The 26,785-nt window shown below is 56.6% G+C and carries 24 protein-coding genes; 14 read left to right on the top strand and 10 right to left on the bottom strand.

What is annotated here, in order from left to right:
* Nucleotides 1-540: 540 nt before the first annotated feature.
* Nucleotides 541-1,020, bottom strand: coding sequence for an acid resistance repetitive basic protein Asr (gene asr, locus WFK85_RS18665; protein WP_166867317.1), 480 nt, complete (start codon nt 1,018-1,020; stop codon nt 541-543).
* 234 nt (nt 1,021-1,254) lie between these two features.
* Between asr and WFK85_RS18660 the strand changes: the two genes are divergently transcribed.
* Nucleotides 1,255-1,548, top strand: a complete 294-nt coding sequence (locus WFK85_RS18660) for a DUF1330 domain-containing protein (protein WP_008453781.1) — start codon at nt 1,255-1,257, stop codon at nt 1,546-1,548.
* Nucleotides 1,549-1,572: 24 nt separating this feature from the next.
* Here WFK85_RS18660 and WFK85_RS18655 read toward each other — a convergent pair whose 3' ends face one another.
* The gene (locus tag WFK85_RS18655) at nt 1,573-3,252 is read right to left on the bottom strand and encodes an ArnT family glycosyltransferase (protein WP_336709886.1); all 1,680 of its coding nucleotides are present in this window, start codon (nt 3,250-3,252) and stop codon (nt 1,573-1,575) included.
* A gap of 389 nt (nt 3,253-3,641) precedes the next feature.
* On the opposite strand from WFK85_RS18655, the gene WFK85_RS18650 reads away from it, so the two are divergent.
* The 11 genes from WFK85_RS18650 (at nt 3,642) to WFK85_RS18600 (ending at nt 15,259) form a co-directional block, all read left to right on the top strand.
* Nucleotides 3,642-5,786: a TonB-dependent receptor plug domain-containing protein gene (locus tag WFK85_RS18650; protein ID WP_336709884.1), complete on the top strand. Its 2,145-nt coding sequence runs from the start codon at nt 3,642-3,644 to the stop codon at nt 5,784-5,786.
* Complete coding sequence (locus tag WFK85_RS18645; protein ID WP_336709882.1) at nt 5,786-6,628, top strand: heme/hemin ABC transporter substrate-binding protein; 843 nt, start codon at nt 5,786-5,788, stop codon at nt 6,626-6,628. The genes WFK85_RS18650 and WFK85_RS18645 overlap by 1 nt, the downstream gene beginning before the upstream one ends.
* 29 nt (nt 6,629-6,657) lie before the next feature.
* Nucleotides 6,658-8,004, top strand: coding sequence for a heme anaerobic degradation radical SAM methyltransferase ChuW/HutW (hutW, locus tag WFK85_RS18640; RefSeq protein ID WP_336709881.1), 1,347 nt, complete (start codon nt 6,658-6,660; stop codon nt 8,002-8,004).
* Nucleotides 8,001-8,498 (top strand): heme utilization cystosolic carrier protein HutX, encoded by a 498-nt coding sequence (hutX, locus tag WFK85_RS18635; protein ID WP_008453789.1) that lies wholly within the window; start codon nt 8,001-8,003, stop codon nt 8,496-8,498. The genes hutW and hutX overlap by 4 nt, the downstream gene beginning before the upstream one ends.
* Entirely contained in the window at nt 8,495-9,118 is a 624-nt protein-coding gene (locus tag WFK85_RS18630) for an NAD(P)H-binding protein (protein WP_166993164.1), read from the top strand. Before hutX ends, WFK85_RS18630 begins: the two co-directional genes overlap by 4 nt.
* A gap of 114 nt (nt 9,119-9,232) precedes the next feature.
* Nucleotides 9,233-10,078 (top strand): glutathione-dependent disulfide-bond oxidoreductase, encoded by an 846-nt coding sequence (yghU, locus tag WFK85_RS18625; RefSeq protein WP_008453793.1) that lies wholly within the window; start codon nt 9,233-9,235, stop codon nt 10,076-10,078.
* Between the two features lie 806 nt (nt 10,079-10,884).
* Entirely contained in the window at nt 10,885-11,799 is a 915-nt protein-coding gene (locus tag WFK85_RS18620; protein ID WP_166993161.1) for a metal ABC transporter solute-binding protein, Zn/Mn family, read from the top strand.
* On the top strand, nt 11,796-12,614 hold the full coding sequence (locus tag WFK85_RS18615; RefSeq protein ID WP_336709028.1) for a manganese/iron ABC transporter ATP-binding protein: 819 nt from the start codon (nt 11,796-11,798) through the stop codon (nt 12,612-12,614). Before WFK85_RS18620 ends, WFK85_RS18615 begins: the two co-directional genes overlap by 4 nt.
* Nucleotides 12,614-13,471, top strand: a complete 858-nt coding sequence (gene sitC / locus WFK85_RS18610) for an iron/manganese ABC transporter permease subunit SitC (RefSeq protein WP_336709029.1) — start codon at nt 12,614-12,616, stop codon at nt 13,469-13,471. Before WFK85_RS18615 ends, sitC begins: the two co-directional genes overlap by 1 nt.
* Nucleotides 13,468-14,316: a metal ABC transporter permease gene (locus WFK85_RS18605; RefSeq protein ID WP_008453332.1), complete on the top strand. Its 849-nt coding sequence runs from the start codon at nt 13,468-13,470 to the stop codon at nt 14,314-14,316. Before sitC ends, WFK85_RS18605 begins: the two co-directional genes overlap by 4 nt.
* Nucleotides 14,317-14,395: 79 nt before the next feature.
* Complete coding sequence (locus WFK85_RS18600) at nt 14,396-15,259, top strand: MurR/RpiR family transcriptional regulator (RefSeq protein WP_008453334.1); 864 nt, start codon at nt 14,396-14,398, stop codon at nt 15,257-15,259.
* On the opposite strand, the gene WFK85_RS18595 is transcribed toward WFK85_RS18600, so the two are convergent.
* Nucleotides 15,256-15,648 (bottom strand): RidA family protein, encoded by a 393-nt coding sequence (locus WFK85_RS18595; RefSeq protein ID WP_166867347.1) that lies wholly within the window; start codon nt 15,646-15,648, stop codon nt 15,256-15,258. The genes WFK85_RS18600 and WFK85_RS18595 overlap by 4 nt on opposite strands.
* 191 nt (nt 15,649-15,839) lie before the next feature.
* Nucleotides 15,840-17,276 carry an N-acyl-D-amino-acid deacylase family protein gene (locus WFK85_RS18590; protein ID WP_336709063.1) on the bottom strand — a complete coding sequence of 479 codons (1,437 nt, stop codon included), beginning with the start codon at nt 17,274-17,276 and terminating at the stop codon, nt 15,840-15,842.
* Nucleotides 17,277-17,478: 202 nt separating this feature from the next.
* Here WFK85_RS18590 and WFK85_RS18585 point away from each other — a divergent pair, with 202 nt between their 5' ends.
* On the top strand, nt 17,479-18,699 hold the full coding sequence (locus WFK85_RS18585; protein ID WP_336709030.1) for an amino acid deaminase: 1,221 nt from the start codon (nt 17,479-17,481) through the stop codon (nt 18,697-18,699).
* A gap of 125 nt (nt 18,700-18,824) precedes the next feature.
* Here WFK85_RS18585 and WFK85_RS18580 read toward each other — a convergent pair whose 3' ends face one another.
* The 4 genes from WFK85_RS18580 to WFK85_RS18565 form a co-directional block, all read right to left on the bottom strand.
* Entirely contained in the window at nt 18,825-20,153 is a 1,329-nt protein-coding gene (locus tag WFK85_RS18580) for a PTS sugar transporter subunit IIC (protein ID WP_336709031.1), read from the bottom strand.
* Nucleotides 20,137-21,543: a glycoside hydrolase family 1 protein gene (locus WFK85_RS18575; RefSeq protein WP_336709032.1), complete on the bottom strand. Its 1,407-nt coding sequence runs from the start codon at nt 21,541-21,543 to the stop codon at nt 20,137-20,139. Before WFK85_RS18575 ends, WFK85_RS18580 begins: the two co-directional genes overlap by 17 nt.
* A gap of 8 nt (nt 21,544-21,551) precedes the next feature.
* Nucleotides 21,552-21,866 (bottom strand): PTS sugar transporter subunit IIB, encoded by a 315-nt coding sequence (locus WFK85_RS18570; protein ID WP_008455701.1) that lies wholly within the window; start codon nt 21,864-21,866, stop codon nt 21,552-21,554.
* A 420-nt stretch (nt 21,867-22,286) separates the two neighbouring features.
* The gene (locus tag WFK85_RS18565; protein ID WP_336709033.1) at nt 22,287-23,030 is read right to left on the bottom strand and encodes an SDR family oxidoreductase; all 744 of its coding nucleotides are present in this window, start codon (nt 23,028-23,030) and stop codon (nt 22,287-22,289) included.
* A gap of 122 nt (nt 23,031-23,152) precedes the next feature.
* Here WFK85_RS18565 and WFK85_RS18560 point away from each other — a divergent pair, with 122 nt between their 5' ends.
* Entirely contained in the window at nt 23,153-23,512 is a 360-nt protein-coding gene (locus WFK85_RS18560) for a winged helix-turn-helix transcriptional regulator (protein WP_008455703.1), read from the top strand.
* A gap of 14 nt (nt 23,513-23,526) precedes the next feature.
* Here the strand turns inward: WFK85_RS18560 and WFK85_RS18555 are convergent, their stop codons facing one another.
* Entirely contained in the window at nt 23,527-24,402 is an 876-nt protein-coding gene (locus tag WFK85_RS18555; protein WP_286180214.1) for a diguanylate cyclase regulator RdcB family protein, read from the bottom strand.
* On the bottom strand, nt 24,402-26,765 hold the full coding sequence (gene crfC / locus WFK85_RS18550; protein WP_336709034.1) for a clamp-binding protein CrfC: 2,364 nt from the start codon (nt 26,763-26,765) through the stop codon (nt 24,402-24,404). The genes WFK85_RS18555 and crfC overlap by 1 nt, the downstream gene beginning before the upstream one ends.
* Nucleotides 26,766-26,785 lie beyond the last annotated feature (20 nt).

The following is a 26,785-nucleotide window of genomic DNA, read 5'->3' as shown; positions in this document are numbered from 1 at the left end:
ACCCCATAAGGGGCCAGCGCAAGCGCTGTTCAAAAACGTTCCTGACGTTTTAGTATTCGTCTCATCCCTGAGACTCACCCCATAAGGGGCCAGCGCAAGCGCTGTTCAAAAACGTTCCTGACGTTTTTGTCCGAGTCCGGGCACCACTATTTAGAAGAACCCGCCTATGGCGGGTTTTTTGCTTTTGGCGATACGGACTCTACATCGAACTGAACGATTACACGACTGCATCGACATCGCCCTCTTCCAACCACTTTTCCAGAGCCAAATAAAAACTACAGCGCTAATCTGCACTAGTATCTCAACCAGGCGCTGGCCTGTATTTCTGAGTAAAGCAGGGGCTGGTGGTTTTTTAGAACTCAGGAAGAACAGAATCTACTGAAGCCAAAAATTCAGCGTGATTAGGCCGCAGGTCAGCAGCGCGGTGAGGATTAATTCGAAACTGTAGCGTCGCAACATTATCTGAACTCCAGAAAGAAACACCCGGCAAGCCGGGTGTTTGTGTTAACGCTTCAAGCTAACGGGGTTGCCCCGTCAAACTTATGCAGCTGGCTTAACAGCCGGTTTTGCAGCAACTTTGTGATGTTTTTTCACGTGTTTCTTAGCAGCCTGCGCTTTCTGAGCAACAGGTTTTACTGCTTTTTTGTGATGCTTTTTAGCAGCCTGAGCCTTCTGCGCAGCTGGTTTTACTGCTTTTTTGTGGTGCTTTTTAGCAGCCTGAGCTTTCTGCGCAGCTGGTTTTACTGCTTTTTTGTGGTGCTTTTTAGCAGCCTGAGCTTTCTGCTCGGTGGCTGGCTTAGCGGCTTTTTTGTGTTTCTTTTTAGCGGCCTGTGCTTTCTGAACGGCAGCTTTTTTGTGTTTCTTGTGGTGCGTTACTTTTGCCGCTGGCGCTTTAGCAGCAGGCGCAGCGGCGGTGGTTGCCGGCGCAGCAGCTGGAGCGGTAGCGGTAGTGTCAGCAGCGAAAGCGGCGGAAGACAGACCCATAGCAGCGGCAACAACCAGAGCTAATACTTTTTTCATTTCGACATCCTCGAATTTGTTTTCGTGTTTACCCCACTGCGGGGCCGTTGAAATGAACTATAGGCGCGTGGAACAAACTCTTCAGTGAGTGATTGGTATCGGCGTGTAATGAAATGTACAACGTCAAATTGAGCGATGAGCCACCACAACATGCCGCCTCTTTCCGGCAACACGGCCGTTCACCGCTGTGCTAGATTGGCTGACAAACAGCCTTCCCCCCTACAGGAGCAAAGCATGGCCGCATACTGGATTGCCCACGTCACCGTTCACAACCCTAAGCAGTATCAAAACTATATCGATTTATCCCCGGCAGCCTTTACGCGCTACAACGCCCGCTTTTTGGCGAGAGGCGGCAAAGCGGAAGTTGTAGAGGGTGATGCGGCTTTCGCCCGGCATGTCGTCATTGAGTTCGCCGATATGGAGACGGCGCTGGCCTGCTACCACTCACCGGAATACCAGCGCGCTCGCCAGGAAAGGGCCAGCGTCGCAGAAGCGATGATCACTATTGTAGAAGGCCTGCCTGGCTGAGCCTTGTAAACCCGGCCCAGGTTTTTAGTCGTTATTTTTTGAAACGTCCCTGTACACCATCAGGTTGTTACGCTTCTCACCGGGGCGATTATCTTCCCAGAAAAAAACCATTCCCTTCGGCGCGGGCTGCAGCTTGTCGCCCAGCACAATCAGCCAGCGGCAGCGCTCAGGCTGGCGGAAGGTTGTTTGTGGCTGATGCAGGATCCCGGCAAAGTAATAAAGCATCGGCGCCTCTGACTCCCCCAGCCGGTAAGAAGCCATGCAGTCATCCGCCAGGTACTGCCCCGCCAGATGGCTTTTGAGATCCTTAAATACCCCAGCATAACCTTTGCTGTAGTCGAACCAGCCCACCATTAACGTGAACGCCACGCTCCAGACAACGGTCACGCCTAACCCCCAACTGAATGCCGCGCGCAACACCGGGTTGAGTGCCGCAGATAAACGCCCCCGACAGATCCACAGCGCGGTAACGACCAGGGCAAACACAAATGGCGGCCAGGATAAATGCAGCTCGTAGCTCGCCGGCAGCCAGCGCTCAAGCGGAGCCAGCCAGCCTTTTTGATCGCCACCCACCTTAAGCAGATAAATGCCCCAAACCCCCGCAAGCGAAGCTGACCATAGCGCGACGGCAAAACAGGAGAAATAACGCAGTGCTTTCTCTTTTATTGCAGGTAAAAGCTGGGATCCCAATATAGCCATCGGGGCCACAAAGGGCATTAAATATAAAGCGCGACTGGTGGCCGACATCTGCAGAATAATAATGCCGAGCAACGGAAAAAGCGTAATCACAAACTCATCCGGGTTTCTCAACCGCTGAAGTGGATGACGAAGAAAATAAACTGTCGCCAACATCCCGGCTGGCAGAGCAAAAAGCGCAACGGCCTCAGGCACACGCATCAGGTTTGCTTTGGCGCCCAGCTTAGCAACGGAAAAGCCAAGAAAACGGCCAATGTTATTTTCCCAAAACCACGCCATAAAAAGGTCGGGATGTTTACTGTAAAGCAACACTGGCCAGGGAAGAATAAAAATAAGCGCTAGCAGTCCTGAGAGAATAACCGGATACCAAAATGCTTTAGTCCGGCATTGTGTGAAAAAGAAAGCGCTTAAAAATAAAGTTATCCATAATACGCCGGGAATAAATACGCCTTTGGATAACATCGTTGCTATTGTGCCCAGGCCAAGCCATACCGCCGAGGCGGCCACTTTCTCCTGGCGAATCAACCCGACAATGCCATACAGCGCCACGGTTGCGCCTGCGGTGAGCGCGGTATCGCTGAACATATCATGGCTGTGGCGCAGGATGCCCGGGGCGCTGATATAAACGGCGAAGGCCAGCCAGATACGGTAATCTACCAGGCTTTCACTGCGGAGTACTCTTCTCGCCAGCAGAATAAAGAAGGAAAAATTAATAATTGAAAACAAAAGCGTCGCACTTCGGGCAGCATCGTGGAGCGGCATCATACCGGAAAATAAATGCGCCATTAGCGTTGCCGTCCAGTAATAAAGCGGCGGCTTTTCCATAAACGGCTCACCGGCGTTCACAGGCACTAACCAATTGCCCGTTTCATACATGGTTTGAATGACGCCGAAGGTATAGTTTTCATCCTGCTTCCACGGCGTATGGCCGTATATTCCCGGTAGCAGATAAATAATAAGGAAACTAATAAATAAAAGGAGTATTTTCCCGTCCCTGTGCTGCAACATATAAACATCACCCCTTTACATAAATTGGCTAATTGTTTCTGGCTGTATCTCATCGGAAACACATTCGGGATAATAATATTTTCCCACCACAGGACATTACAAAGCGCCAATGCAATGGAAAATAAACGGCATTCCTCTTTCCAGACTCACTGCTTTTTTTTGTAGGTTCGTTGAGGAAATAAACAGGTTAGCAACATAAAAGTGATACGTTCTGCGCCCGGGCGCAGAAAGTTACCCCTCTTTGGCAGGCTCACCGCGCACGGGCCCATCTCCTTTGACCAAAATCAAAGTTGCATCTGGTTAGCAGGTTAAACGGTGGATATGTACGCTACTCCTGGCTATAAAGGCGAACGATAATAAATATCATTAACGTTCACAAGGATGGATTTATGCCAGGGAAATGTGAAACCTACGCAACCTTTTCAGTCGTACCTCTGTTGATTGCCGGCGCACTTACCGCACCGGATAGCGCTTTCGCCCAGCCAAACACCGCGCCTGATGACACGATTATCGTCAGTGCCAGCCGCACGGAAACCAACCTCTGGAACAGCCCGGTTACCGTCCAGGTGGTTGACAGCAAAACGCTGGAAAACTCCACCAGCGTCTCCATTGCAGACGACCTCAAAGATATTCCCGGGGTAGAAGTCACCGATAACGCGCTCGCGGGCCGCAAGCAAATCCGCATCCGGGGCGAAGCCTCATCGCGCGTGTTGATTCTGATTGATGGTCAGCAAGTCACCTACCAACGCGCCGGGCAGGACTACGGCGCGGGGCTGCTGGTGGATGAATCGGCTCTGGAGCGTATTGAAGTCATTAAAGGCCCCTATTCCGTGCTCTACGGCTCACAGGCCATCGGCGGCGTGGTGAATTTCATCACCAAAAAAGGCGGTGATAAGCCGTTGGCCGGGCTGGTCAAAGCAACCTGGAACTCCGCCACCGCAGGCTGGGAGGAATCCGCCGCCGCCTGGGGCAGCATCGGCCAGTTAGACTACCGCATCAACGGCAGCTACTCGGACCAGGGCAACAGAAAAACCCCGGATGGGCGGCTGGATAACACGCACTTCCGCAATAACGGCCAGGGACTGTGGCTGGGTTACCGTTTCGATCGTCAGAAAATTGGCCTGTCTCTCGACCGCTACAGCCTCGCCACGCAAACCTGGTACAACGATCCAGACCAACAGTTCGACGCCTTTAGCGTCAGGATCCCGAAAATGACGCGGGAAAAAATCGGGCTGTTTTACGACCTTGATGTCGACGGAAATTACCTGAAAAAAATCCATCTGGATGCCTACAGCCAAACCGTCGAACGCCGGTTTAACAATGAAGTCGCGACTACACAGGTGATTTCTTCGCCGGCCATTCAGGCGCTAAGCGTAAAAAATCAGACCCAGACCAATGACAAGCAATACACCCAGGGCGTCACGCTGCAAACAAACTTCTCCCTGCCTGCCGGAAACGATTTGGTGCTTGGGGCGCAGTATCAGCACGACAAGGTAGACCAGAGCGGCAGCGGCTATACGCGGCAGACGGCCAAAACCGGGATCTTTGATACTGAAACCCACAGCCAGTCGCAGGACAAATCGGAACAAAGCAATACCTCACTGTTTGCGCAGAACGCCTGGCACCTGGCCGATGACTGGACATGGACGGCGGGTGCCCGCCAGTACTGGCTCTCCTCCAAACTCATTGATAGCAGCACACAAAAAACCGAAGGCGGCGTCACAACCCACACCGCAACCGGCAACAAATCCGCCAGCGATAGCCAGTTCGTGGCGGCGACCAGCCTGAACTACTCCGGGTTTAAAGATATCGAGCTGCGTGCAGCCTTTGCCCAGGGCTACGTCTTCCCCACGCTGGTGCAGCAGTTTATGCAGACTTCCGCCGGCGGCGGCGTGACTTACGGCAACCCTGATCTGCGCCCGGAACACTCCAACAACTACGAAATTGGCGCCCGCTACAAAGGCAACCTGTGGCTGATTGACAGCACGGTCTACTATTCAGAAGCCAAAGATTACGTCGCATCACGAGCCTGCGAAGGGCAAGCCCTCTGTCTGGGGAACAGCAGCAGTTCCCGGGCCAACTACCGATTTTATGACAACATCAACCGGGCCAAAACCTACGGCATTGAGCTGAGCGCGGAGTACAACGGCTGGGCCGTCTCCCCTTACCTGAGCGGCAATCTCCTGCGTCGTCAGTATGAAAGCGACTCGCTAAAAACCTGGGATACCGGCGAGCCTGTCGTCAATGGCCGCTTCGGGGTCAGACATACGCTGATGCTTAACGCCATGAATATCACCTCCGACGCCTTTATTCGCGCGGCCTCCCGTGCCAAAGAAAACACCGGTGACAGTGAAAGGCGCTACTCCGGCTGGGCCACGTTAAACCTGGCCGTCAACGCCGAGTTTGGTGACAACGACCAGTACCTGGTCAACCTGGCGCTGAACAACCTGACCAACAAACGCTACCAGACCGCCCACGAATCTATCCCGGAAGCGGGCTTCAACACGGCCATCGGCTTTGGGTGGAAATTCTGATGAAGAGACATTTTTTTGCCGCACTGCTGGCGCTGACGACTTCTTTTTCCAGCCAGGCTAGCGAGCGGCTGGTCGTCGCTGGCGGCTCCCTGAGCGAGCTTGTTTATGCCCTCGACGCGGGTAGCCAGATGGTTGGCGTGGATGAAACCACCACCTGGCCGCCGGAAACGGCAAAGCTGCCGCACATCGGTTCCTGGATGCAGCTCAGCAGCGAATCCATCTTGTCGCTGCGCCCCGGGCGCTTCATTACCTGGCAGGACGCCGGGCCGCACATCGTCATCGGGCAGTTAGAAAAGGCAAAGGTGAATGTCCTGCAGCTCCCGCGAGTGCCCGCCACCGTCGAGCAGATGTACACCAACATTCAAACTCTGGCGATGACCTTACAGCGCCAGCCGCAGGGAGAGGCGCTGATTGCCAACCTTAAACAGCGGCTGGAGGTGATTAGCAAACGTAACGTGCTGAAGCCACACCCCGTCAAAGCGATGTTTATTCTCTCCGCGGGCGGCAGCGTGCCGCAGGTTGCCGGCGCGGGCAGCGTGGCCGACTCCATCCTTAGCATGGCCGGAGCAAAAAATATCGCCCGGCATCGTCAGTACCAGAGCTACAGCACCGAGGCGATGATCGCCGCCAACCCTGAGGTCATCGTCGCGACGACTCAAATGACCCAGGGCAACCCCGAAGCGCTGAAGGCCATTCCCGGGATCACCCATACCTCCGCCTGGAAAAACAAGCGGATAGTCATTATCGATCAGGCTTTGATTCTGGGCATGGGCCCGCGCGTCGCAGAGGCCGTGGAACTGCTGCATCACCAGTTTTGGCCCGAGTCCGGCCAGAAAGATTAAGGATTACTTTGAAATGAGCGATGTTGAACATGAAACCTGAACTGGATCTCCAGGCGCACTTTGCGCTCCCCGGCGGGCAACCCTTTAAGGATCGTCACGCCACCATGCCGTGGCGCGGCGCAATGCCCATCGCCAAAGAACAGCTGGATCACACCTGGCAACAGGTGATTACCAGCCCAACGCCTCCCGGCAAAAGGCTGGTTTACCTCCATATTCCCTTCTGCGCAACGCACTGTACCTTCTGCGGTTTTTACCAGAATCGTTATGAAGCAGACCACTGCGAACGCTACACCGACGCGCTGCTCAGGGAAATCGAGCTGGAGGCCAGCAGCCCGCTGCACCAGTCGGCCCCCATTCACGCCATCTACTTTGGCGGTGGCACGCCTTCGGCGCTGTCAGCTAAAGATTTAGCGCGGATCATTACCGCCTTGCGCCGCAGCCTGCCGCTGGCCCCGGACTGCGAAATCACCATTGAAGGCCGGGTGCTGAATTTTAATGATGAGCGCATCGACGCCTGCCTCGACGCCGGAGCCAACCGCTTCTCCATCGGCATCCAGTCGTTTAACAGCAAAATCCGCAAAAAAATGGCGCGCACCTCCGACGGCCCCACCGCCCGACGCTTTATGGAAAACCTCTGCAAACGCGATCGTGCCGCCGTGGTCTGCGATCTGCTGTTTGGCCTTCCGGGGCAGGATCAAAAGCTGTGGGCCGAAGACCTGGCTATCGCGCGGGACATCGGCCTCGACGGGGTCGATCTTTATGCCCTGAATTTGCTACCGCAAACGCCGCTGGGTAAAGCTGTAGAAAATGGACGCGTCACGCTGCCTTCCCCAGCCGAACGCAGGGATTTGTACCTGCAGGGCTGCGACTTCATGGACAGCGCAGGCTGGCGCTGCATCAGCAACAGCCACTGGGCGCGCACCACGCGGGAACGCAACCTTTACAACCTGCTGATTAAACAGGGGGCAGACTGCCTGGCCTTTGGCTCCGGCGCGGGCGGCTCGGTTAACGGCCACTCCTGGATGGTTGAACGCAACCTGGAGACATGGCACGCCGCCGTCGCCGCCGGAAAAAAACCGCTAATGATGATGGCCCGCACCACTGACCCAGGCTACCGCTGGCGGCATCGCCTCCAGGCAGGCATTGAAACCGCCCGCGTGCCTCTCGATGAGTTAACCGCCGATGCGCATCTGCTCCAGCCGCTGCTGACTCAATGGCACAACTCTGGCCTGACCCGGGATGACTCAACCTGCCTGCGCCTGACCGACGAAGGCCGCTTCTGGGCCAGCAATATCTTCCAGTCGCTGCAGACGCTGGTTGCCGCCCTCAATACCCCCATAACAACGGACAAAAAACCACAAGGAGCAACGCTATGACTTCCGTTTCCCTCGCCGATTACTTAAAAACCCAGCCGGACGGCACGCTGGAATCTATTGCCACACAATATAATGTCACCCTGCTGGATGTTGTCTCCCAGCTCCCCGCTCAGGCGCTGGTTAGCGGCGAGCAGTTCGACACCGTTTGGGACACCGTTGTCGAATGGGGCAGCGTCACCACGCTGGTACACACCGCCGATGTGATTATTGAATTTTCCGGAGAACTGCCCTCCGGCTTCCACCGCCACGGCTATTTTAACCTGCGCGGCAAAAAAGGCATGACGGGGCATATCAAAGCGGCCAACTGCACCCACATCGCGTTGGTGGAGCGCAAGTTTATGGGGATGGACACCGCCTCGATTCTGTTCTTCAATCAGGCGGGCAGCGCGATGCTGAAAATCTTCATCGGGCGCGACGATCATCGCCAGTTACTGGCAGACCAGCTGGCAGCTTTTCGTGCGCTGGCAGAGACACTTAAGGGAAATATTGCATGACGCCATGGTTAATTTTTGGGGCCGGGGGCAAGGGCGTAGGCGCGCTAACCGCGAAGCTGGCTTTGGCAGAAAATCGCCCCGTTGTTGCACTGGTGCGTAACGAAGAAGCCGCCGCAAAACTGCGTGAGGCAGGTGCCCAGGTTATTACCGGCGACGCCTGCGACGCAGACGCTGTCGCAGAAGCCTGCCGCCTGGCGGGCAAGGACGCCACCGTCATTTCGACGATGGGCGGTTCACAGGATTACCAGGCGCACCGGACAGTTATCGACTGCGCCGAAAAAGCCGGGATCTCACGCATGGTGCTGGTCACCTCTTTAGGCTGCGGAGAAAGCTGGGCTTATTTATCCGACCGGGCAAAAGCGGCCTTTGGTCAGGCGGTACGGGAAAAATCCCTCGCCGAAAGCTGGCTGCAAACCAGCACGCTGAACTTTGCTATTGTTCGCCCCGGTGGCCTGCTTCACGGTGAACCCACCGGCAAAGCTGTGCTGAGCCAGACCCCCGAAATTCACGGTATGGTCATGCGGGCCGATGTCGCCGCGCACGTCGCAGAACTGGCAAAATCCTCCCACCTGAATCACCAGGTTTACGGCCTCGTTGAACCGGGGCTGAAACCAGCCTGATGCCACGCCGGGCTTTCGCTTTTCTGGCGGTATAGCCCGGCAGGCTCTTCCCTCTTGCTACACTTCAAGATAGTTTCATCAGATAACTAACCTGAAAAGAAGGCAGATCACGCGATGTCCGAACACAACTACCAGCCCCCAAAAGTCTGGACCTGGAACAAGACCGAAGCCGGTCAGTTCTCCAGCATCAACCGCCCGATTTCCGGCCCGACTCATGAAAAAACGCTGCCTGTCGGCAAACACCCGCTGCAGCTCTACTCGCTCGGTACGCCGAACGGGCAGAAAGTCACGATTCTGCTGGAAGAGCTGCTGGCGCTGGGCATCAGCGGGGCAGAATACGATGCGCACCTGATTCGCATCGGCGAAGGCGACCAGTTCTCCAGCGGATTTGTGGAAGTGAACCCAAACTCTAAAATTCCGGCGCTGTTTGACCACTCCGTCACGCCGCCGCTGCGCGTGTTTGAGTCCGGCAACATCCTGCTTTATCTCGCGGAAAAATTCGGCCACTTCCTGCCGAAGGACATCGCCGGGCGCACCGAAGCGCTGAACTGGCTGTTCTGGCTGCAGGGTTCCGCCCCTTATCTGGGCGGCGGCTTCGGCCACTTCTACCACTATGCCCCGGTCAAAATCGAGTACGCCATCAACCGCTTCGCGATGGAAACCAAGCGTCAGCTGGACGTGCTCGATAAACAGCTGGAGAAAAACCGCTTTATCGCCGGAGATGATTACACTATCGCCGACATTGCTATCTTTACCTGGTACGGCGCGCTGGCGAAAGGTGGCCTGTACGAATCCGCCGAGTTCCTCGACATAGCCTCCTACAAACACTTTGGCCGCTGGGCCGATGAAGTGGCTAACCGCCCGGCGGTGAAGCGTGGCCGCATCGTGAACCGCACCTGGGGCGATGTGCAGTTGGCCGAGCGCCACAATGCTTCAGATTTTGATGCATTAGGGTTGTAGGCCTTTCAAGTTGAAAGCTGTTCCTTAGCCACAAATACCCACGATTATGGAGGGTCGGCTAAGGTTCCGTTCACTTCCAGCCCTGTTTTATATGTAACCCGGCATAGGTGAACGTCTTAGGGGAGTCACCGTCACTCCCCTAAGAACCCGGACTCCCGGCCAAATAAATCGACCGCTGAAGCGGCAAACCTCCGTTTTTCTCCCAGTCCTGGGTCGGCTGAGATGCGTTCCCGACGCTCTCAGCCTCCGGCCGTTTCCGACGGCCGGACCCTGGCCAGTCGGAGAGAAAACGGAGGCGATTTAAGCCGGAACCGTGCCTCGCTTTTAACCTACAGCAACGTTTAAACGTTATATTCGCTTCAGATCTCAAAGCCACGCCCTTGTCCCCGGCTCTCATCGCCCCCGGCTATGACCCAACTCAGGCGGGGTTGAGCTGTCGGGAACAGCGAAAGAGAGCGATCGTCGGGAACGAATCGCGAACGACCCCGAATGTTTGGGTGATAGCCGGTGGGTTTACCGCTTCAGCGGCGATGAGCTCGCCGGGCGCCGGGGGTTGTCAGGGGGCATGGCGTAGTGCCCCCTGACACGTTCACCGTGATCTGAACGTGCAGGGGAAATCGGCCAAGAGGTGAACGGAACCTTAGCCAATCCAACATAGACAGAAGAGTTTTGTCATTAATATCCCCAGAGTTACCCCTCTTTTAAATCACACAAATGATAATAGTTTGCATTTAGTTATAGCAGCAGCTATGTTTTATAGCACTTGCTATAAACGCCGAATCTATAATCACTCGTGAGGGAAGACGATGCCCGGGAAACTGAAGTTAACGCAAAGTATTGTCGCTGCCGCCGCCGCGCTGGCGATGTTGCTGGGTGCCGCTCAGGCGCAGGCAAAATTTAAGGCGATCACCACCTTTACTATCATCGCCGATATGGCGCAGAACGTAGCCGGTGACGCGGCAGACGTGGAGTCTATCACCAAGCCCGGAGCGGAAATTCACGAATACCAGCCTACGCCGGGAGACATTCGCCGGGCGCAGGGCGCGCAGCTGATCCTGACCAACGGGCTGAATCTGGAACTCTGGTTCGCGAAGTTTTATCAACATCTGAAAGGCGTGCCCGAAGTCGTCGTCACCACCGGCATTCAGCCTACGGGCATCACCGAAGGCCCTTATAACGGTAAACCTAACCCTCACGCATGGATGTCCCCGCAAAATGCGCTGATCTATGTCGATAACATCCGGGATGCGTTCGTCAAATACGATCCAGACAACGCGGCGACCTATACCCGCAACGCCGAAGCCTACAAACAGAAAATTCAGCAGACCATCGAGCCGCTGCGCAACGAACTGGCAAAAATTCCGGCGGATAAGCGCTGGCTGGTCACCAGCGAAGGCGCTTTTTCCTACCTCGCCAACGACTTTGGCCTGAAAGAACTCTATCTGTGGCCGATCAATGCCGATCAGCAGGGCACCCCGCAGCAGGTGCGCAAAGTGATCGACAGCATTCGCCAATACCAGATCCCAACGATCTTCAGCGAAAGCACCATCTCCGACAAACCTGCTCGCCAGGCGGCGCGGGAGTCTGGCGCACACTATGGCGGCGTGCTTTATGTCGATTCTTTAAGTGCCGCAGACGGCCCGGTACCCACCTATCTTGATCTGCTGCGCGTCACCACCAGCACCATCGTGAACGGCATCAATGCAGGGCTGAAAAAATGAGTCGTCGTCCCGGCATAGTCGTTCAGGACGCCAGCGTCACCTATCGCAATGGCCACACCGCGCTGCGGGCTGCCAGCTTTGAAATCCCGACCGGCACCATTGCGGCGCTGGTCGGCGTCAACGGTTCCGGGAAATCCACGCTGTTTAAAGCGATCATGGGCTTTGTGCGCCTGGCCAGCGGTAGCATCTCGATTCTGGATATGCCCACGAAAAAAGCACTGCGCCACAACCTGGTGGCCTATGTGCCGCAGTCCGAGGACGTGGACTGGACGTTCCCGGTGCTGGTGGAAGACGTAGTGATGATGGGCCGATTTGGCCACATGGGAATGCTGCGCATTCCCGGCAAGGCCGACAAACAGGCGGTAGACAACGCCCTCGCCCGCGTCGGCATGAGTGAGTTCCGCAAGCGACAAATTGGCGAACTGTCCGGCGGCCAGAAAAAGCGCGTGTTCCTCGCCCGGGCAATTGCCCAGGACGGCCAGGTGATTCTGCTGGACGAACCGTTCACCGGCGTGGACGTGAAAACGGAAGAGCAGATCATCGCCCTGCTGCGCGAGCTGCGGCACGAAGGCCGCACGATGCTGGTTTCAACCCACAACCTTGGCGCCGTGACCGACTATTGCGACTACACCGTGCTGGTGAAAGGCACCGTGCTGGCCTGCGGCCCGACCAATGTCACTTTTACGCAAGAAAACCTGGAACTGGCGTTCAGCGGCGTACTGCGCCACGTCACCTTAACCGGGAAAGAAACCAGCGTCCTCACCGACGACGAGAGGCCGTTTATCCACGGCGCGCCGTTAAAAGGGGAGCCGTAATGTCCGTCCTGCTTGAACCGTTTAGCTATGGCTACATGTTTAACGCCATCTGGGTATCAGCGCTGGTCGGCGGCGTGTGCGCCTTTCTTTCCTGCTACCTGATGCTGAAAGGCTGGTCGCTGATCGGCGACGCCCTTTCCCACTCCATCGTGCCTGGCGTAGCCGGAGCCTATATGCTCGGCCTGCCGTTTTCCATCGGCGCGTTTTTCTCCGGTGGCCTCGCCGCAGGCACCATGCTGTTTTTAAACCAGCGCACACGCCTGCGCGAAGACACCATTATTGGCCTTATTTTTTCGTCATTCTTTGGCCTCGGGCTGTTTATGGTGTCGCTCAATCCGACGTCGGTAAACATCCAGACCATCGTGCTCGGCAATATTCTCGCCATCGCCCCGTCGGATATCGTGCAGTTGGCGATCATCGGCTTTGTCTCACTGGCGATTCTGCTGCTGAAGTGGAAAGACCTGATGGTGACCTTCTTCGACGAAAACCACGCGCGGTCCATTGGCCTTAACCCTTTGTGGCTAAAAGGATTATTCTTCACCCTGTTGTCGGCCACCACCGTGGCGGCGCTGCAAACCGTTGGCGCGTTTCTGGTGATTTGCATGGTGGTCACGCCGGGCGCAACGGCTTATCTATTGACCGACCGTTTCCCGAAACTGCTGATCATTTCCGTCACGTTAGGCACCTTTACCAGCGCCTTCGGCACCTGGATAAGCTACTTCCTCGATGGCGCCACCGGCGGCATTATCGTGGTGCTGCAAACGCTTATTTTCCTGCTGACCTTCGTGTTTGCCCCCAAACACGGCCTGCTGGCTAACCGTCGGCGCGCGCACCTGAGCCTGGAGCAAACGCCATGAGCCTGTTAGACACGCTGCTTTCGCCCTTCCAGTTTGGCTTTATGATCAACGCTCTGACCATGACCACGCTGGTCGCCATTCCGTGTGCGCTGCTCTCCTGCTTCCTGGTGCTAAAAGGCTGGGCGCTGATGGGCGATGCCATGAGCCATGCAGTCTTCCCCGGCGTGGTGATCGCCTGGATGGTCGGCCTGCCGCTGGGCCTCGGCGCGTTCGTGGCCGGGCTGTTTTGCGCCTTCGCCACCGGCTACCTGCAGGACAACAGCCGCATCAAGCGCGACACGGTGATGGGCATCGTCTTCTCCGGCATGTTTGGCGCCGGGCTGGTGCTCTACGTCTACCTGAAGCCAGATATCCATCTAGACCATATTCTGTTCGGCGACATGCTGGGCGTCAGCGGCAGCGATATTCTGCAAACGGGCGCTATCGTGCTGCTAACGGTAATTGTTGTGGGGCTAAAATGGCGGGACTTGCTGCTGCATGCGTTCGACCCGATTCAGGCCCAGGTCTCCGGCCTGAACGTGAAGCTGTTGAACTATGGCCTGCTCTGCCTGGTTTCGCTGACCATCGTCGCGGCGCTGAAGGCGGTGGGGATTATCCTCGCGATTTCCCTGCTTATCGCGCCAGGCGCTATCGCTTCGCTGCTGACCCGTACCTTTAAAGGCATGATGCTGGTCGCGCTTGGGCAGGCTATCGTCACGTCGTTTCTTGGCGTCTACCTTTCCTTCTTTATCGACAGCGCCCCCGCGCCGACCATCGTTGTGCTTTCTGCCTTGGTCTTCATCGCCGCGTTTATTCGGGCCACGATCAAGCAACGACGTATGGAAGCGATTAGTGAGCCATTCTGAATCCGCGTGAAGCGACCCTGGCAACGGTTTTATGGTACAAAGTACCTTCTCTTTTTTGCACAAGTACCAGGGTCGCGCCATGAGCTACACCATCGATATTATCTCCTGCATCACCGACCGTTTCGTTGAGCTGACCGCCACTGAAAAGCGCATTGCGCAGTTTATTCTGGACGACGTGCAAACCGCCGCGGCGCTGCCCATTTCGGAAATGGCGCGCCAGACGCAAACCAGCCAGGCGTCGATAACCCGCTTTGCCCGCGCCATCGGCTGCAAGGACGTGCGCGAACTGAAGGTCAAACTCGCCCAGTCGCTGGCGGTGGGGCAGCGCTTTATTCTCGACGTGCCGGACCTCGAAGGCGTGCAGGGGATCTACGAAACCATCATCAACGTGCTGGATATCAACCGCCGCGCGCTAAACCCGGAGTCACTCAACAAGGCCGTGACCTGGCTGAGCAACGCGCGGCAAATCCTGGCGCTGGGCATGGGCGGCGGATCAACCATTTGCGCGCAGGAGTTACAGTTTCGTCTCTTTCGTCTGGGCCTACCGGTAGTGAGCCAAAGCGATGGCCTGCTGGCGAGAATGATGGCGGCGTCGGTGGCCTCCAACGATGTGGTGGTGGCGCTATCACTGGGAGGCTACACGCCGGAAGTGGTGGAGAGCGCGGCGATTGCCCGCCAGTACGGCGCAAAGATCATCGCCATTACCCCGCAGGGAACACCGCTGGCTGAACAGGCCGATATCGTATTACCGCTGATTATTCGTGAGAACGACTACATTTTTAAGCCGAGCACTTCGCGTTACGCCATGCTGGCGATGATTGATGTGTTGGCCACCGAACTGGCGATGGCCAACAAAAGCCAGGCGAAGGACCGGCTGCGCCGCATCAAGCTGGCGCTGGACAGCCATCGCGGCGGGGCAGACAGGCAGCCGCTAGGCGATTAACCCCGGTCGGCGCGGTAGCAGGTCACATCCACTTCAACTTTACAGTCCACCACCAGGTCCGCCACGCAGCACACGCGGGCCGGCGGGTGGTCACCGAAGAACTCCCGGAACACTTTATTGAAGGACTGGAAGTAGCGGGCGTCAGTCAGGTAGACCTTCACGTGGACCACGTCAGCGAGGGTGTAGCCCGCTTCGGTCATGATATCCACGCAGTTTTGAATCGCCAGCCGCGACTGGTCGACAATCCCGCCTTCAACCACTTCGCCGTCTTTCATCGGCGTCTGGCCGGACACATACAGCCACCCGGCCGCTTCTACGGCTTTGGCAAAAGGTAGCGGCTGCCCGCCGGTGCCGGTACTGCCGCCCACGCCATAACGTTTAATGCTCATCATTGCTCCTTGTTGATCGGTTTACCCTCACCCTAACCCTCTCCCTGGAAGGGAAAGGGGACAAACGTCCAGCTCGGGAACGGCTTCACCTTTCCCCATTGGGCAGAGGGCCAGAGTGAGGAAAAAGAAAAGATCTAATCCCAAATTCACGCTTGTTTTCCCCCTCCCCCCTCTGGGGAGAGGGTCTAAATTCACTTCTGCCGACGCAGAAATCGCCCAGCTCGGCCAGTCACCTTCTGCTCGAACCCATAGCTCATCACGCCGTTCACCATCACCGCTTCAATACCCGCCGCAGGCTGCTTCGGGTTATTGAAGCTCGCGACGTCGCGCACGGTCAGCGGGTCGAACAACACCAGGTCAGCATAATAACCGCGCTTCACCTGGCCCCGTTCGGGCAACTGGAACCGCGCCGCCGACATTCCCGTCATCTTATGCACCGCCTGCGTCAGCGGGAAAAGCTTCTCATCACGGCTGTAGTGCCCCAGCACGCGGGGGAATGCGCCCCACAGGCGGGGATGCGGCATCGGATCGTTCGGCAGCCCGTCTGACCCGACCATTGTCGCCGGGTAGCGCAGCACACGCCGCACGTCCTGCTCGTCCATGTTGTAGTAAATCGCCCCTGCGGGCATAAGTAATTTTCCCGCTTCGTGAAGTGACATCGACCAGTCATCAGCAATTTGCTTCAGCGACCGCCCGGCGACCTCCGGGTGCGGTTCAGACCAGGTAATCACGATCTCGAACTCGTCGGTGATCTGTTTCATGTCCAGCGTTGAAGAGCTGGCGGAATACGGATAGCAGTCGCAAGAGACATCCTGCTGCTCGCGTACTTTGTCGAACAACTTCAGCGTTTCAACCGTGCGGCCCCAGTTTTTCGCCCCGGCGCATTTGTGGTGCGACACCACAACCGGCACTTTCCCGTGGCGGCCAATGCGGAAAGCCTCGTCCAGCGCCTCAAGAATCGGCTCAAACTCGGAGCGCAAATGGGTGGTGTAAATCCCCTTCTCCGCCGCTAATTCCTCCACCAGCGCCATCACCTCTTCGGTGGTGGACTGGAACGCGCTGGCATAGGCCAGGCCGGTGCTCAGCCCAAGCGCCCCCTGCTGCAGCGCCTGTTTTAGCTGGCCGCGCATGGCGAGAATCTCCGCTTCCGTCGCCGGGCGGAACAAATCATCCATCTGATTGTTACGCAGCGCGGTATGGCCTATCAGCGTACCCACGTTAATCGCCGGGCGAGCCTGCTCCACGGCATGGGCGTACGCTTCGACGGTGGGATAAACAAACTGGTGCGCCTCACCCAGCAAATTCATCGGGTCGGGCACCAGCGCATTGATGGTCGCCCCTGCCGCACTGATGCCGCAGTTACCGACGATCACCGTAGTAATGCCCTGGCTAATTTTCGGCAGATACTCAGGAAAACGGATCACGTTAATGTCGTCATGGGTGTGAACATCAATAAACCCCGGCGCTAATACCCGCCCGCTGCCGTCGATCTCATGCACGGCCTCGCCGGAAATCCCCGGCGCAATATCGGCTATTCGGTCACCCCGCACCGCCACATCGGCCAGGTATTCCGCACCGCCGGAGCCGTCAATCACGGTGACATTCCTGAAGAGATAATCGAACTTCATCTGCGCCTCACGCCAGTCATAATCTGCGTGCAAGTTAACCATTTACAAGCCATAAAAACAGTGAAAAACTAAACAAAATCCTTGCAAATCAATGATACTTTTATTCATGAAATTCAAGATTATTTGATAATTAATATAAATAACATCAAGTTAAAATTGATACTTAATCTGAAATAAAGAATAACCCCGGAGGAAATACGTTATGAAATACCAGGAAATTAACCTCGTACCCCATAAGTCCGCCCTCATGCATTCCCCTGCCAATGTCCTCAACGAAGACGTCTGTTTGCCCGCCGCGCTGATCAAAAAATCTGCTTTGAAGAACAACATCCGGTGGATGCAGGCCTACGCCGAGGCGCGCGGCGTTTCGCTGGCGCCACACGGGAAAACCACCATGACGCCGTGGATCTTCCAGCAGCAGCAAAAAGCGGGCGCGTGGGCCATCGGCGTAGGCAGCGCATGGCAGGCGAGCATCGCGATGTCCGCGGGCATCGAGCGAGTGCTGATGGTTAACCAACTGGTGGGCAAAGCGAACATCACGCTGGTGTCGCAGCTAAAGCATAAACATACCGCCGTCGACTACATTTGCTGCGTGGACAGCGAAGCAAACGCCCGTACCCTGTCAGACTTTTTTAGCCAACAGGGGCAAACCCTCGACGTGTTGATTGAGCTTGGTGTGCCGGGTGGACGCTGCGGCTGTCGTAGCCCGGAACAAGCGCTGGCGCTGACAAAGCGGGTAGCAGAATTACCCGGCCTGAATTTACGCGGCCTGGAGCTGTACGAAGGCGTGCTGCACGGCGACAATCCGCAGCCAAAAATAGAAGCGCTGCTGCAAGAGGCGGCCGCGTTAGCCTGCCAGATGGAACGCTATGTTGACGGCGAGTTCCTGCTCACCGGCGCGGGTTCAGTCTGGTACGACGTAGTGTGCAATATCTGGCTCGCCGCAGCAAAACCGGCCAACTGCCGCATTGCGATCCGCCCGGGCTGTTACATTACCCACGATGGCGGAATTTATCAGGAAGCCCAGGATCAGCTGATGGCGAGAGATCGGATCGCCTGCGATCTCGGTGGCGATCTGGTTTCCGCGCTGGAGCTGGTGGCAATGGTGCAGTCGGTCCCGGAAAGCGATCGGGCGATTGTGAATTTTGGCAAGCGCGACAGCGCGTTTGATGCCGGCCTGCCGCAGCCGATAGCCCACTATCGCCAGGGCAAGGCGCTGGCTTCGCCGTCGGAAACCATCGAAACCACCGGGATTATGGATCAGCATGCCATGTTAAAACTCAAGCCGGGTGCGGACGTGCAGGTTGGGGATATTCTGGTGTTCAGCACTTCTCACCCGTGCCTGACGTTTGATAAGTGGAAGGCACTGCTGCTGGTGGATGACGAATATAACGTGCTGGATGAGTTAGAGACGGCGTTCTAGATCTTACCCTCAACCTAACCCTCTCCCTGGAAGGGAGAGGGGATAAAAACCTCTCACTCACCTAAATTCCCCCTCTCCCCTATGAGGAGAGAGCCGGGGTGAGGGGCTGAAGGGCCACAGAAAATTTACTTAGCCTCGGCCAGCGCCTTAGCCCTCTCCTCTTCTTCCTTCTGCTGAAGCTCGGTTTCCAGCATCTTCTTCTCATACACCTTAAAGAACGGGTAATAGATCGCGAGCGAAATAAAGAAGCAGATAAACACCAGCCCACAGGCAATCAGGTTCCAGTTGGTGGTGATCAGCGCCCCTAGCGGCGCCGGGACGGTAAACGGTGGCTTCACCATCATCCGTGGGATCAGCCCGCTAATGGTGAACAGATACACCACTACGGTATTCACCATTGGCGCCAGAATAAACGGGATCGCGAGGATCGGATTCATTACGATCGGCGCGCCGAAAACCATCGGCTCATTGATGTTAAACAGCCCCGGGATAAACGACAGCTTGCCCAGTTGCTTCAGGTAGATAACCCGCGAGCGAATAAACAGCACCACCAGCGCAAGCGTTGAACCGGTGCCACCCATCTGTGCATACCACTGGAAGAACTGCTCGGTGAAAATGTTCGGTAGCTCATAGGCGCTCACGCCGGACTGGAACAGCTCCATATTCTGCACAATCGCCTGATCCCACAGCGGGCGGATCAGCGGCCCCATCACCGCATGGCCGTGGATCCCCAGCACCCAGAACACGTCGATAAAGAACTGGGTCACAATCCCGCCAAACAGGTTGGTGCCGGTCATAAAGCCCTTCAGCGGCATAACGATGTAGCTGATGATGGCGTTGATATCGATGTTCAGAAAATGACGAGGGATCCAGAACACCAGCACCACGGCAAGCGTCGGGAACAGCGCCGAAAACGAGCTGGCGACCACCGGCGGCACGCCCGCGGGCATTTTAATTTCAATATTGCGAACTTTGATAAAGCGGTAAATCTCAATGGCAATCAGCGAAGAGATAATCGCGCCAAACAGCCCCTGAGAACTCAGCGAAGTGATGGGGATGTAGCGCCCCGCCACCGCCTCGCCCGCCACGGTTACGCCCTGCTTAATGTTCACCGGCACAATCATCAGCAGCGTCGCCAGCATCGCCAGCAGGCCGCTGGTAATGTCATTCAGCTTGTAGCTTTTGCCAAGGAACGAACCGATGGTAAACGCGGCATACAGCGACATCAGCCCGACGGTAAAGCGGAACGGCACATCCAGCATATCGCGCCACGGCGCAATAAAATCCATGTAGCCCTTAATCGGGATGTTCAGCAAAATCACGAAGAAAGATCCGACGATGGTCAACGGCAGAATCGAAATAAGCCCGTTGCGAATCGCCTGCATATGCCGCTGGTTGCCAATAGCGTTCGCCACCGGCATCAGCTTTTCAGCTAACTTATCGAAGCCCGACATGATCTGCCCCCTCAAACCCGTTGTGCTCAATCACGGCCCGGAACCAGCGCCCGGACTTTTTCAGCGAACGCTGTTGGGTGGCTAAATCCAGCCGGTAGAAGCCGTAGCGGTTTTTATAGGCGTTCTGCCACGACCAGCAATCGATGAAGGTCCACATCTGGTAGCCCAGGCACTGGCTGCCCTCCGCCATCGCTTTGTGCAGCCACGTCAAATGTTCCTGAAGAAACTCAATGCGGTAATCGTCCTGCACTTCGCCGTCCACCATGAACTGTTCTTCGTCCATGATGCCGATGCCGTTCTCGGAGACAAACCACGGCAGGTTGCCGTAACGCTCTTTCACCAGCATAGCGATGTCGTACAGCGCAGGCGGGTAAATCTCGATCCCGCGCGAGGTATTCATCCGCCGCCCCGGCATCACGTACTCTTCAAAAAAGCGCTCCGGCACAAAACCGTGGGGTTCTTCAAGCAGCGTCTCACGCGCTTTAACCCGGCGCGGGCGATAATAGTTGATGCCCAGCAAATCGATGCGGGTCGCGGCAATCAGCTCGCAATCCCCTGGCGCCGTCTTCGGCAGCACATCGTATTCTTTCAGCAACGCCACCAGCTCAGCAGGGTAGCGCCCAAGCAGCATCGGCTCGTTAATGCTGCGCGTATAGAACAGGTCAGCCATCTCCGCCGCCCGCAGATCTTCCGGGCTGTCGCTGCGTGGGTACACGGGAATGACATCCATGATGATGCCAATCTGCCCTTCAAGATCCAGCTCGCGCCAGGCGGCGACCGCTTTGCAGTGGGCGATAACAATGTGGTGCAGCACCTGAGCCGCACGGCGGAAATCCGTCACGTAAGGATAATGGCGAGGATGCAGATAGCCCGCTTCGGCGGGAATAAGCGGCTCGTTGAAGGTAAACCAGTAGCGCACCCGGTCTCCGAACAGGCGGTAGCAAATCCCCGCGTAGCGAGCGAAAGCGTCCACCACTTCCCGGTTCTCAAACCCGCCCTTGGCCTGCAGCGCCAGCGGCATATCAAAATGGTAGAGATTGATAAAAGGCTCAATGCCCTGGCGAATCAGCTCATCAATCACATCGTTGTAAAACTGCACGGCAAAAGGATTAACTTCCCCGTCGCCGTCGGGGATCAGGCGAGACCAGGAAATCGACGTACGGAAAGCATTCAGGCCAATGTTTTTCGCCAGCTGAATATCTTCCCGCCAGCGCTGATAAAACGTGGAAGTCTCGTCGGAGGTGACGCCGTCATAAAAACGGGCGTTAAACTCATGCGAGGCGAAATCCCAGATATTATCCCCCTTACCATCGCCCTCGACTCGCCCCTCTGACTGCGTGGCGCTGGTCGCCGTACCCCACCAAAATTTTTCAGGAAAGCGGTATTTCATACGGCCCCCTAGTCAGCAGTTTTCAGCAGCGACAGTGCGTGATCCAGCACCTTGTCACCCTGCATCGAGCCGTAATGCATCATGTCGATGGCCGCTACCGGAACGCCGTGGGGCGCCGCCGCCGCGCTCAGGTTTTGCAGTTGGAATTTCACCTGCGGCCCGAGGAGGATGACATCAGCCTCCTCGATAATTTGGTCAAAATCGGACACCGGCACGGCGGTGATTTCCACCGCCACATCACGGCTTTGCGCGGACTGCTTCATTCTTTCCACTAACATGCTGGTGGACATCCCCGCAGCACAGCATAAGAAGATTTTTTTCATCACTTTTCCCTCAGAGAATCAATGCAGTGTCCGCGGTATGCGGCCAAATATATTCTGGGTAGCGGTGAAAAAAGCCACAAGTGAGGGTGGGCACAGATTTGCTTTTAGCGGCTGGTACTTTTGGCGAATGAACGCCAGAACTTACATTAAAAGTAATAATAAACAGACGGATAAGAATGTTACTTTTCTGGTGGCGTTCGTCTTTTAGCGCGGTTTTATTCACGAGAATGGTGGGGCGGTCACAGGCAGACGTTCATCTTAGTATTGCACCATGCCCTCACCCCGGCCCTCTCCCAGAGGGAGAGGGGGAAAACAAGTGCCAGATAACAAGGTATATTCCCTCACTCCATCATCAAATGGGAACAGCAGCTTCGGCCTGTTTTATTTATACCCTCTCCCTTCCAGGGAGAGGGTAAAGAGCTACAAACTCCCCACGCCACCGTCGACCAACAGATCGGTGCCGACCACGAAGGCTGATTCGTCAGACGCCAGGAACACAGCGGCTTTTGCCAGCTCCAGCGCGGTGCCGAGACGCCCAATCGGCACAAGATCGCGGATAGCTTCCCGCAGCGTGTCGGCGGCTACGCCATTGCCCAGTTTGCCCAGCGCCGGGGTTTCCGTCGGGCCAGGGCTCAGGCCGTTCACCCGAATGCCACGCGGATGCAGCTCACCGGAAAGCGTACGAGCCAGAGAAAGGATCCCTGCTTTGCTCGCCGCATAGGCGTTAGTCTGCGGCAGGCCGATACGAGCGCTGACCGAACCGCACAGAATCACCGAAGACGGGTTAGCCAGCAGCGGCAACAGCGCCTGGATCAGGAAGAACGGGCCTTTGAGATTGATGTTCATCAGTCGGTCATACGCCTGTTCGTCCCAGTCTTCCAGCGAATGGTGCGTCACATCCCCCGCATTAATGTAGAGCACATCCAGCCGCGGCCAGAGCTGCTTCAACTCTGCCGCCACCGTAGGCTGCCCGGCGATATCGCCCGCATCGCTTTTCATCAGGTGCACATTGCCCAAAACCTCTTTGGCTGCCTGTAGCCCCTCTTCGCTCCGCCCGGTGATCGCCACCGTTGCGCCCTCGGCAATAAACTGCCGCGCCGTTTCAAGTCCAATTCCGCTGGTACCGCCGGTAATTAAGGCGTATTTGCCATTAAGTCTGCCCATCGTCGTGTCCTTATAAAGGGTTGGTGAGGGCATTATTTCCGCTATAGTATCCTTTAGATAGTAGGCACCAAATGGATACTAAGGAACCACAAGGGGCGCATTAGCGTGTGCCGGGAGCCAGCATGACAAAAAATTTTTCAGCCCTGCCACCGGCGGGCAGCGACTGCCCGATGGTGAATTTTGTGAACCTCATTTCAGGTAAATGGGCCATTCCGATTCTGTACCGCCTGATCCTGCTCAACGATCCGGTGCGGTTTAGCGACCTGCAGCGGGCGGTCAGCCCCATTACGCAGAAAGAGCTCACCCGCCAGCTTCGTCAATTTGAAGCTCGCGGCCTGGTGGTGAGGCAAGTTTTTGCGGAAGTCCCGCCGCGAGTGGAATATCAGATCACCGCGCTCGGTAAATCTCTGCGCCCAACGCTGGATTCACTCGCCGAATGGATGAGGGAGAATGCCGGTGAGATGGAACTGTCTCTTCCCTGAGAACGCTAAATCAGTTAGCCAAAAACTTCATCGACCAGCGCGCTGCCGAGGCGCATGGCCGAACAAATACGCGGCATCCCCAGCGCCACGCCCTGCCAGCTCTGGGTCACCGAGTAACAGATCGGCTGGCGTTCAATGTCGCAGCCAGCGCCGAGCCAGGTTAAAGCATCTTTATGCTCCAGCAACCCCGGAGACGTTGGCGTCGCCAGCCAGTCATGGAAATAGTGGCGGGTGCGGGGGGAAGCGTTCACTTCTTCCGCCAGACGGCTGATGGCGAGGCTGCGCACATGCTCAATCAACGCCTCCGCCTGCTCGGGCGTCCCCAGACGAACAGCATCACCAAAGGTGCCCCAGCGCAGCTCTTCCAGCGCGACGTAGCAGCGCGCCGCCGGAGAAAATGAAAAGTAGTGCCCGCTGCGCCAGCGGGAAAAAATCTGCTCGCTGTGGACCATGCCCTGACGAACAAGATCGCTGTGCTGAAACTCTTCTTCCAGCCGGGTAAGCCGCTGAGAAAAGTGCTCGCGCAGGGCCTGAAGCCGCTCGCGAGCCGCTGCCGAATGGTGTGCCGTGCGGGCGGATACCGGCTCCAGCTGAGCAATTCTCTCGCTTATCTGGCTGTTGGCTAAGTAGCTTTTTGCCAGATCTGCCGACAGCTGGCCAAGGCTTATCAGCGACGCGTCAAGCTCGTCCTGCGGCGGTGTTCCAGCCATCCCGGCCTGTCGCCGGGCCACGACGACGAACAGCGCCAGAAGCTGCTCATAAAACGCCTGGCTTTGTGGGCTGCTCCACGGCTGGCGGGCAACATCAATCCCCATGGCAAAATCGACGACAAATTTTTCGCTAAGACAGCTGAGGGTTCTTATTGGCCCTTCCATTAATACACTGCTCATCATTGCTCCGCTGAGAAAAGCGTCTGGATATCATCGCGCAACAGGCGGGTATCCTCGTGAATGTAACGTGCCGTTCTGACACTCTGTTCCAGCTTGCTCTGGAGAGAAAACAGCACGCTGTCGTTCTGCTGCTTCGCGGAAAGACTCTGGCGTAAATTGCTGTGAATAGCGTCCAGTGCGCCGGCAAAATCGGCGAAAAACGTCGCCATCCCGGCCGTGACGGAAATATCCACCTGCGCGGTAATGGCCTGGTTTATCTGGCCCAGGAAAGTCGACACATGGTCATGCAGCTTTTGCTGTAACTTATCCAGATCAATCACGTAGCGGCTATGGGTGGCTGCGTAATCTTCCCAGCCCCAGTCCACGCCGTTCAGCCAGCGCGCCAGCACGCCCCGCATCCCGTTTTGCGGCTGCATTTCCGACATCGCCACTTCCTGGTTTTCGATAACGTTGGTGAACGCCGAGTGGGTATTAAAATTAAGCTGGCTGGCCTGGAACGCAGGCAGGCTGATTTGGGCGCGGAACCCGGCTACTTTCAGGCCGTCGCTTACCCGCTGTTCAATCGGTTTCAACGCCGACTGCAGCGTATAGCCCAGGCTCGACTCAAGGTTGCTGAGCAGCGCCCCAAGCTCCCCGCTTAGCGTCTGCTGGGCGGCAAATAAAATGCTTTCACTGGACGCGCGAACCTTGTGCAGCAGGGTGCGGGCCGTCGCTTCATCTTCGCCCATCAGCTTGTCGCTGCCCGGCGAAAAATCAACGTTTCGCGTTAAGGTATGCGGGTATAACGGATGCAGCTTCTCAGCGCCCAGCCGCCCTTCCCGGAAATAAGTTTTCAGGTCGCTATGAATCTGCGTTTCAAAGCGCTGCACAAAATCGCCTATGCCGGCGAGGGCATCGCTGACCTGCCGCTGAATCACCGCACTCACCGACTGCTGAGTCTGCAGCAGCAGTTGAATATCCTGCTCCAGTTGCCGAATATTCTCCTGCAGGCTGTCGTTAGCCACCTGCAACCCCTGGCAGCGGAAACTCAGGTAACGTTCAGCGCCCTCGGCATAGTCCAGCAGCTTGTGGCACGCCGCGCGCAGCGTGTAGAGAGAAGCGTTGGCGTGCGCGGTATGCAGGATAGTCCCAATGGGTGACTCAAACATCGAGTCTTCCCACAGCAAGTCCGCCGCATGGCGCAGATGCTCAATATCCGCCAAATCCGCGCTGCGCCAGCGCCGGCCTAATGCCGCTTCCGCAAAGTCCTGCACCCAGCGCTGCTCTTCGGGGTCGGGCAAACGGCCATGCGTGGCCAGCTCATAGCGGGCGCGGTTGGCAAGGTAGCCCCACATGCTCGATACCGGGAACACGTTTTCCGGCGCAATGCTGTCCTTCATCAGCGTCCCGGCGATCATCGCCTTCACCTGAGCGGCATCGTCGCCGTTGCGGTCCTTCTGATCGAACTTGTTCACCAGCGCATACAGCGGCACCGATTTGCTGACGCCGAGCACCGCCTCGCGGACTTCTTCGTCGGAGATGGACTTAAGCTGCGTATAGTCCATCACCGCCAGCACGGCAGAAGCCTGCGCCAGCTGCTCTTTAAGCATTTTTTGCAGGTGCGGCTGCCCCGCTTCGTTCGGCCCAGGCGTGTCCAGCAGCGTCAGCTGGCCGTGGCCGTTTTTGAGGCCGGCCAGATGCACAAACTCCACCTCAATCACCGGCACATGCTCAATAGCGGCGTAGGCTTTGAAGGGGAAAGCCACATCCAGCACCCGGCACAGGCGCACCAGATCGTTCAGGCTCTTCAGGCAATGGAAAATAGGCTGTGCGCCGAGATAATGGCGCTCAAAACCTTTTCCGTTGGCGATCCGGGCGATAAGCGCCTCCATATCCCGGTCCACTTCCAGCTTGCGCGCCAGCGCTTCCCGGCTGGTGATCAGCAGTTTCTCCTGCAACTCCCCCATCAGGTTCTCTATCGGCTGCACATAGGGAAAATGCAGCACCGGCTCGCGCTGACCCGGCGTGTGGCGGATCAGCGTCGGCAGCGCCGTCATGGGCCGGTTGCGGTTAGGCAGAACCTCCGTGCCCACGATGGCATTAATGGTGGTCGACTTCCCCGCCTTCATGGTGCCGACAATCGCCAGAACCATTTCATGTTGGGTTATTTTACGCCTTTCGTTTTGCAGCATATCTTTCTGCAGTTCGATTCCGCGTGGGCTAAATTTCAATGGATGTACCGTCGCCACAGGGTTCGTTAAAGCGCTATTTTGTTCATTTTGCAAAGCCAGCGGAGCGACTTTTAAAGCGCTAAGGTTTTGCAACGCTAATTGCAAAAGCCGCTCGGCTTCCTGACTCAATTCAAAAATAGTTTGTGTGTGCATAAAAAATCTTTCCTTAACTC

This window comes from Cedecea sp. VD22, assembly GCF_037150195.1.
GTDB lineage: Bacteria > Pseudomonadota > Gammaproteobacteria > Enterobacterales > Enterobacteriaceae > Cedecea.
The sequence above is the reverse complement of the archived record's forward strand: the minus strand, read 5'-3'. Positions and strand labels throughout refer to the sequence as shown.

Excerpts from the sequence above, each read along its gene's own strand:
- crfC (WP_336709034.1), bottom strand. The coding sequence starts at position 26,765 with ATGCACACACAAACTATTTTTGAATTGAGTCAGGAAGCCGAGCGGCTT.
- WFK85_RS18560 (WP_008455703.1), top strand. The coding sequence starts at position 23,153 with ATGACAAAAAATTTTTCAGCCCTGCCACCGGCGGGCAGCGACTGCCCG.
- WFK85_RS18605 (WP_008453332.1), top strand. The coding sequence starts at position 13,468 with ATGAGCCTGTTAGACACGCTGCTTTCGCCCTTCCAGTTTGGCTTTATG.
- WFK85_RS18655 (WP_336709886.1), bottom strand. The coding sequence starts at position 3,252 with ATGTTGCAGCACAGGGACGGGAAAATACTCCTTTTATTTATTAGTTTC.
- WFK85_RS18620 (WP_166993161.1), top strand. The coding sequence starts at position 10,885 with ATGCCCGGGAAACTGAAGTTAACGCAAAGTATTGTCGCTGCCGCCGCC.
- sitC (WP_336709029.1), top strand. The coding sequence starts at position 12,614 with ATGTCCGTCCTGCTTGAACCGTTTAGCTATGGCTACATGTTTAACGCC.
- WFK85_RS18570 (WP_008455701.1), bottom strand. The coding sequence starts at position 21,866 with ATGAAAAAAATCTTCTTATGCTGTGCTGCGGGGATGTCCACCAGCATG.
- WFK85_RS18565 (WP_336709033.1), bottom strand. The coding sequence starts at position 23,030 with ATGGGCAGACTTAATGGCAAATACGCCTTAATTACCGGCGGTACCAGC.
- WFK85_RS18650 (WP_336709884.1), top strand. The coding sequence starts at position 3,642 with ATGCCAGGGAAATGTGAAACCTACGCAACCTTTTCAGTCGTACCTCTG.
- WFK85_RS18595 (WP_166867347.1), bottom strand. The coding sequence starts at position 15,648 with ATGAGCATTAAACGTTATGGCGTGGGCGGCAGTACCGGCACCGGCGGG.
- WFK85_RS18615 (WP_336709028.1), top strand. The coding sequence starts at position 11,796 with ATGAGTCGTCGTCCCGGCATAGTCGTTCAGGACGCCAGCGTCACCTAT.
- WFK85_RS18590 (WP_336709063.1), bottom strand. The coding sequence starts at position 17,276 with ATGAAGTTCGATTATCTCTTCAGGAATGTCACCGTGATTGACGGCTCC.
- hutW (WP_336709881.1), top strand. The coding sequence starts at position 6,658 with ATGAAACCTGAACTGGATCTCCAGGCGCACTTTGCGCTCCCCGGCGGG.
- WFK85_RS18645 (WP_336709882.1), top strand. The coding sequence starts at position 5,786 with ATGAAGAGACATTTTTTTGCCGCACTGCTGGCGCTGACGACTTCTTTT.
- WFK85_RS18580 (WP_336709031.1), bottom strand. The coding sequence starts at position 20,153 with ATGTCGGGCTTCGATAAGTTAGCTGAAAAGCTGATGCCGGTGGCGAAC.
- WFK85_RS18585 (WP_336709030.1), top strand. The coding sequence starts at position 17,479 with ATGAAATACCAGGAAATTAACCTCGTACCCCATAAGTCCGCCCTCATG.
- WFK85_RS18600 (WP_008453334.1), top strand. The coding sequence starts at position 14,396 with ATGAGCTACACCATCGATATTATCTCCTGCATCACCGACCGTTTCGTT.
- yghU (WP_008453793.1), top strand. The coding sequence starts at position 9,233 with ATGTCCGAACACAACTACCAGCCCCCAAAAGTCTGGACCTGGAACAAG.
- asr (WP_166867317.1), bottom strand. The coding sequence starts at position 1,020 with ATGAAAAAAGTATTAGCTCTGGTTGTTGCCGCTGCTATGGGTCTGTCT.
- WFK85_RS18575 (WP_336709032.1), bottom strand. The coding sequence starts at position 21,543 with ATGAAATACCGCTTTCCTGAAAAATTTTGGTGGGGTACGGCGACCAGC.
- hutX (WP_008453789.1), top strand. The coding sequence starts at position 8,001 with ATGACTTCCGTTTCCCTCGCCGATTACTTAAAAACCCAGCCGGACGGC.
- WFK85_RS18630 (WP_166993164.1), top strand. The coding sequence starts at position 8,495 with ATGACGCCATGGTTAATTTTTGGGGCCGGGGGCAAGGGCGTAGGCGCG.
- WFK85_RS18660 (WP_008453781.1), top strand. The coding sequence starts at position 1,255 with ATGGCCGCATACTGGATTGCCCACGTCACCGTTCACAACCCTAAGCAG.
- WFK85_RS18555 (WP_286180214.1), bottom strand. The coding sequence starts at position 24,402 with ATGAGCAGTGTATTAATGGAAGGGCCAATAAGAACCCTCAGCTGTCTT.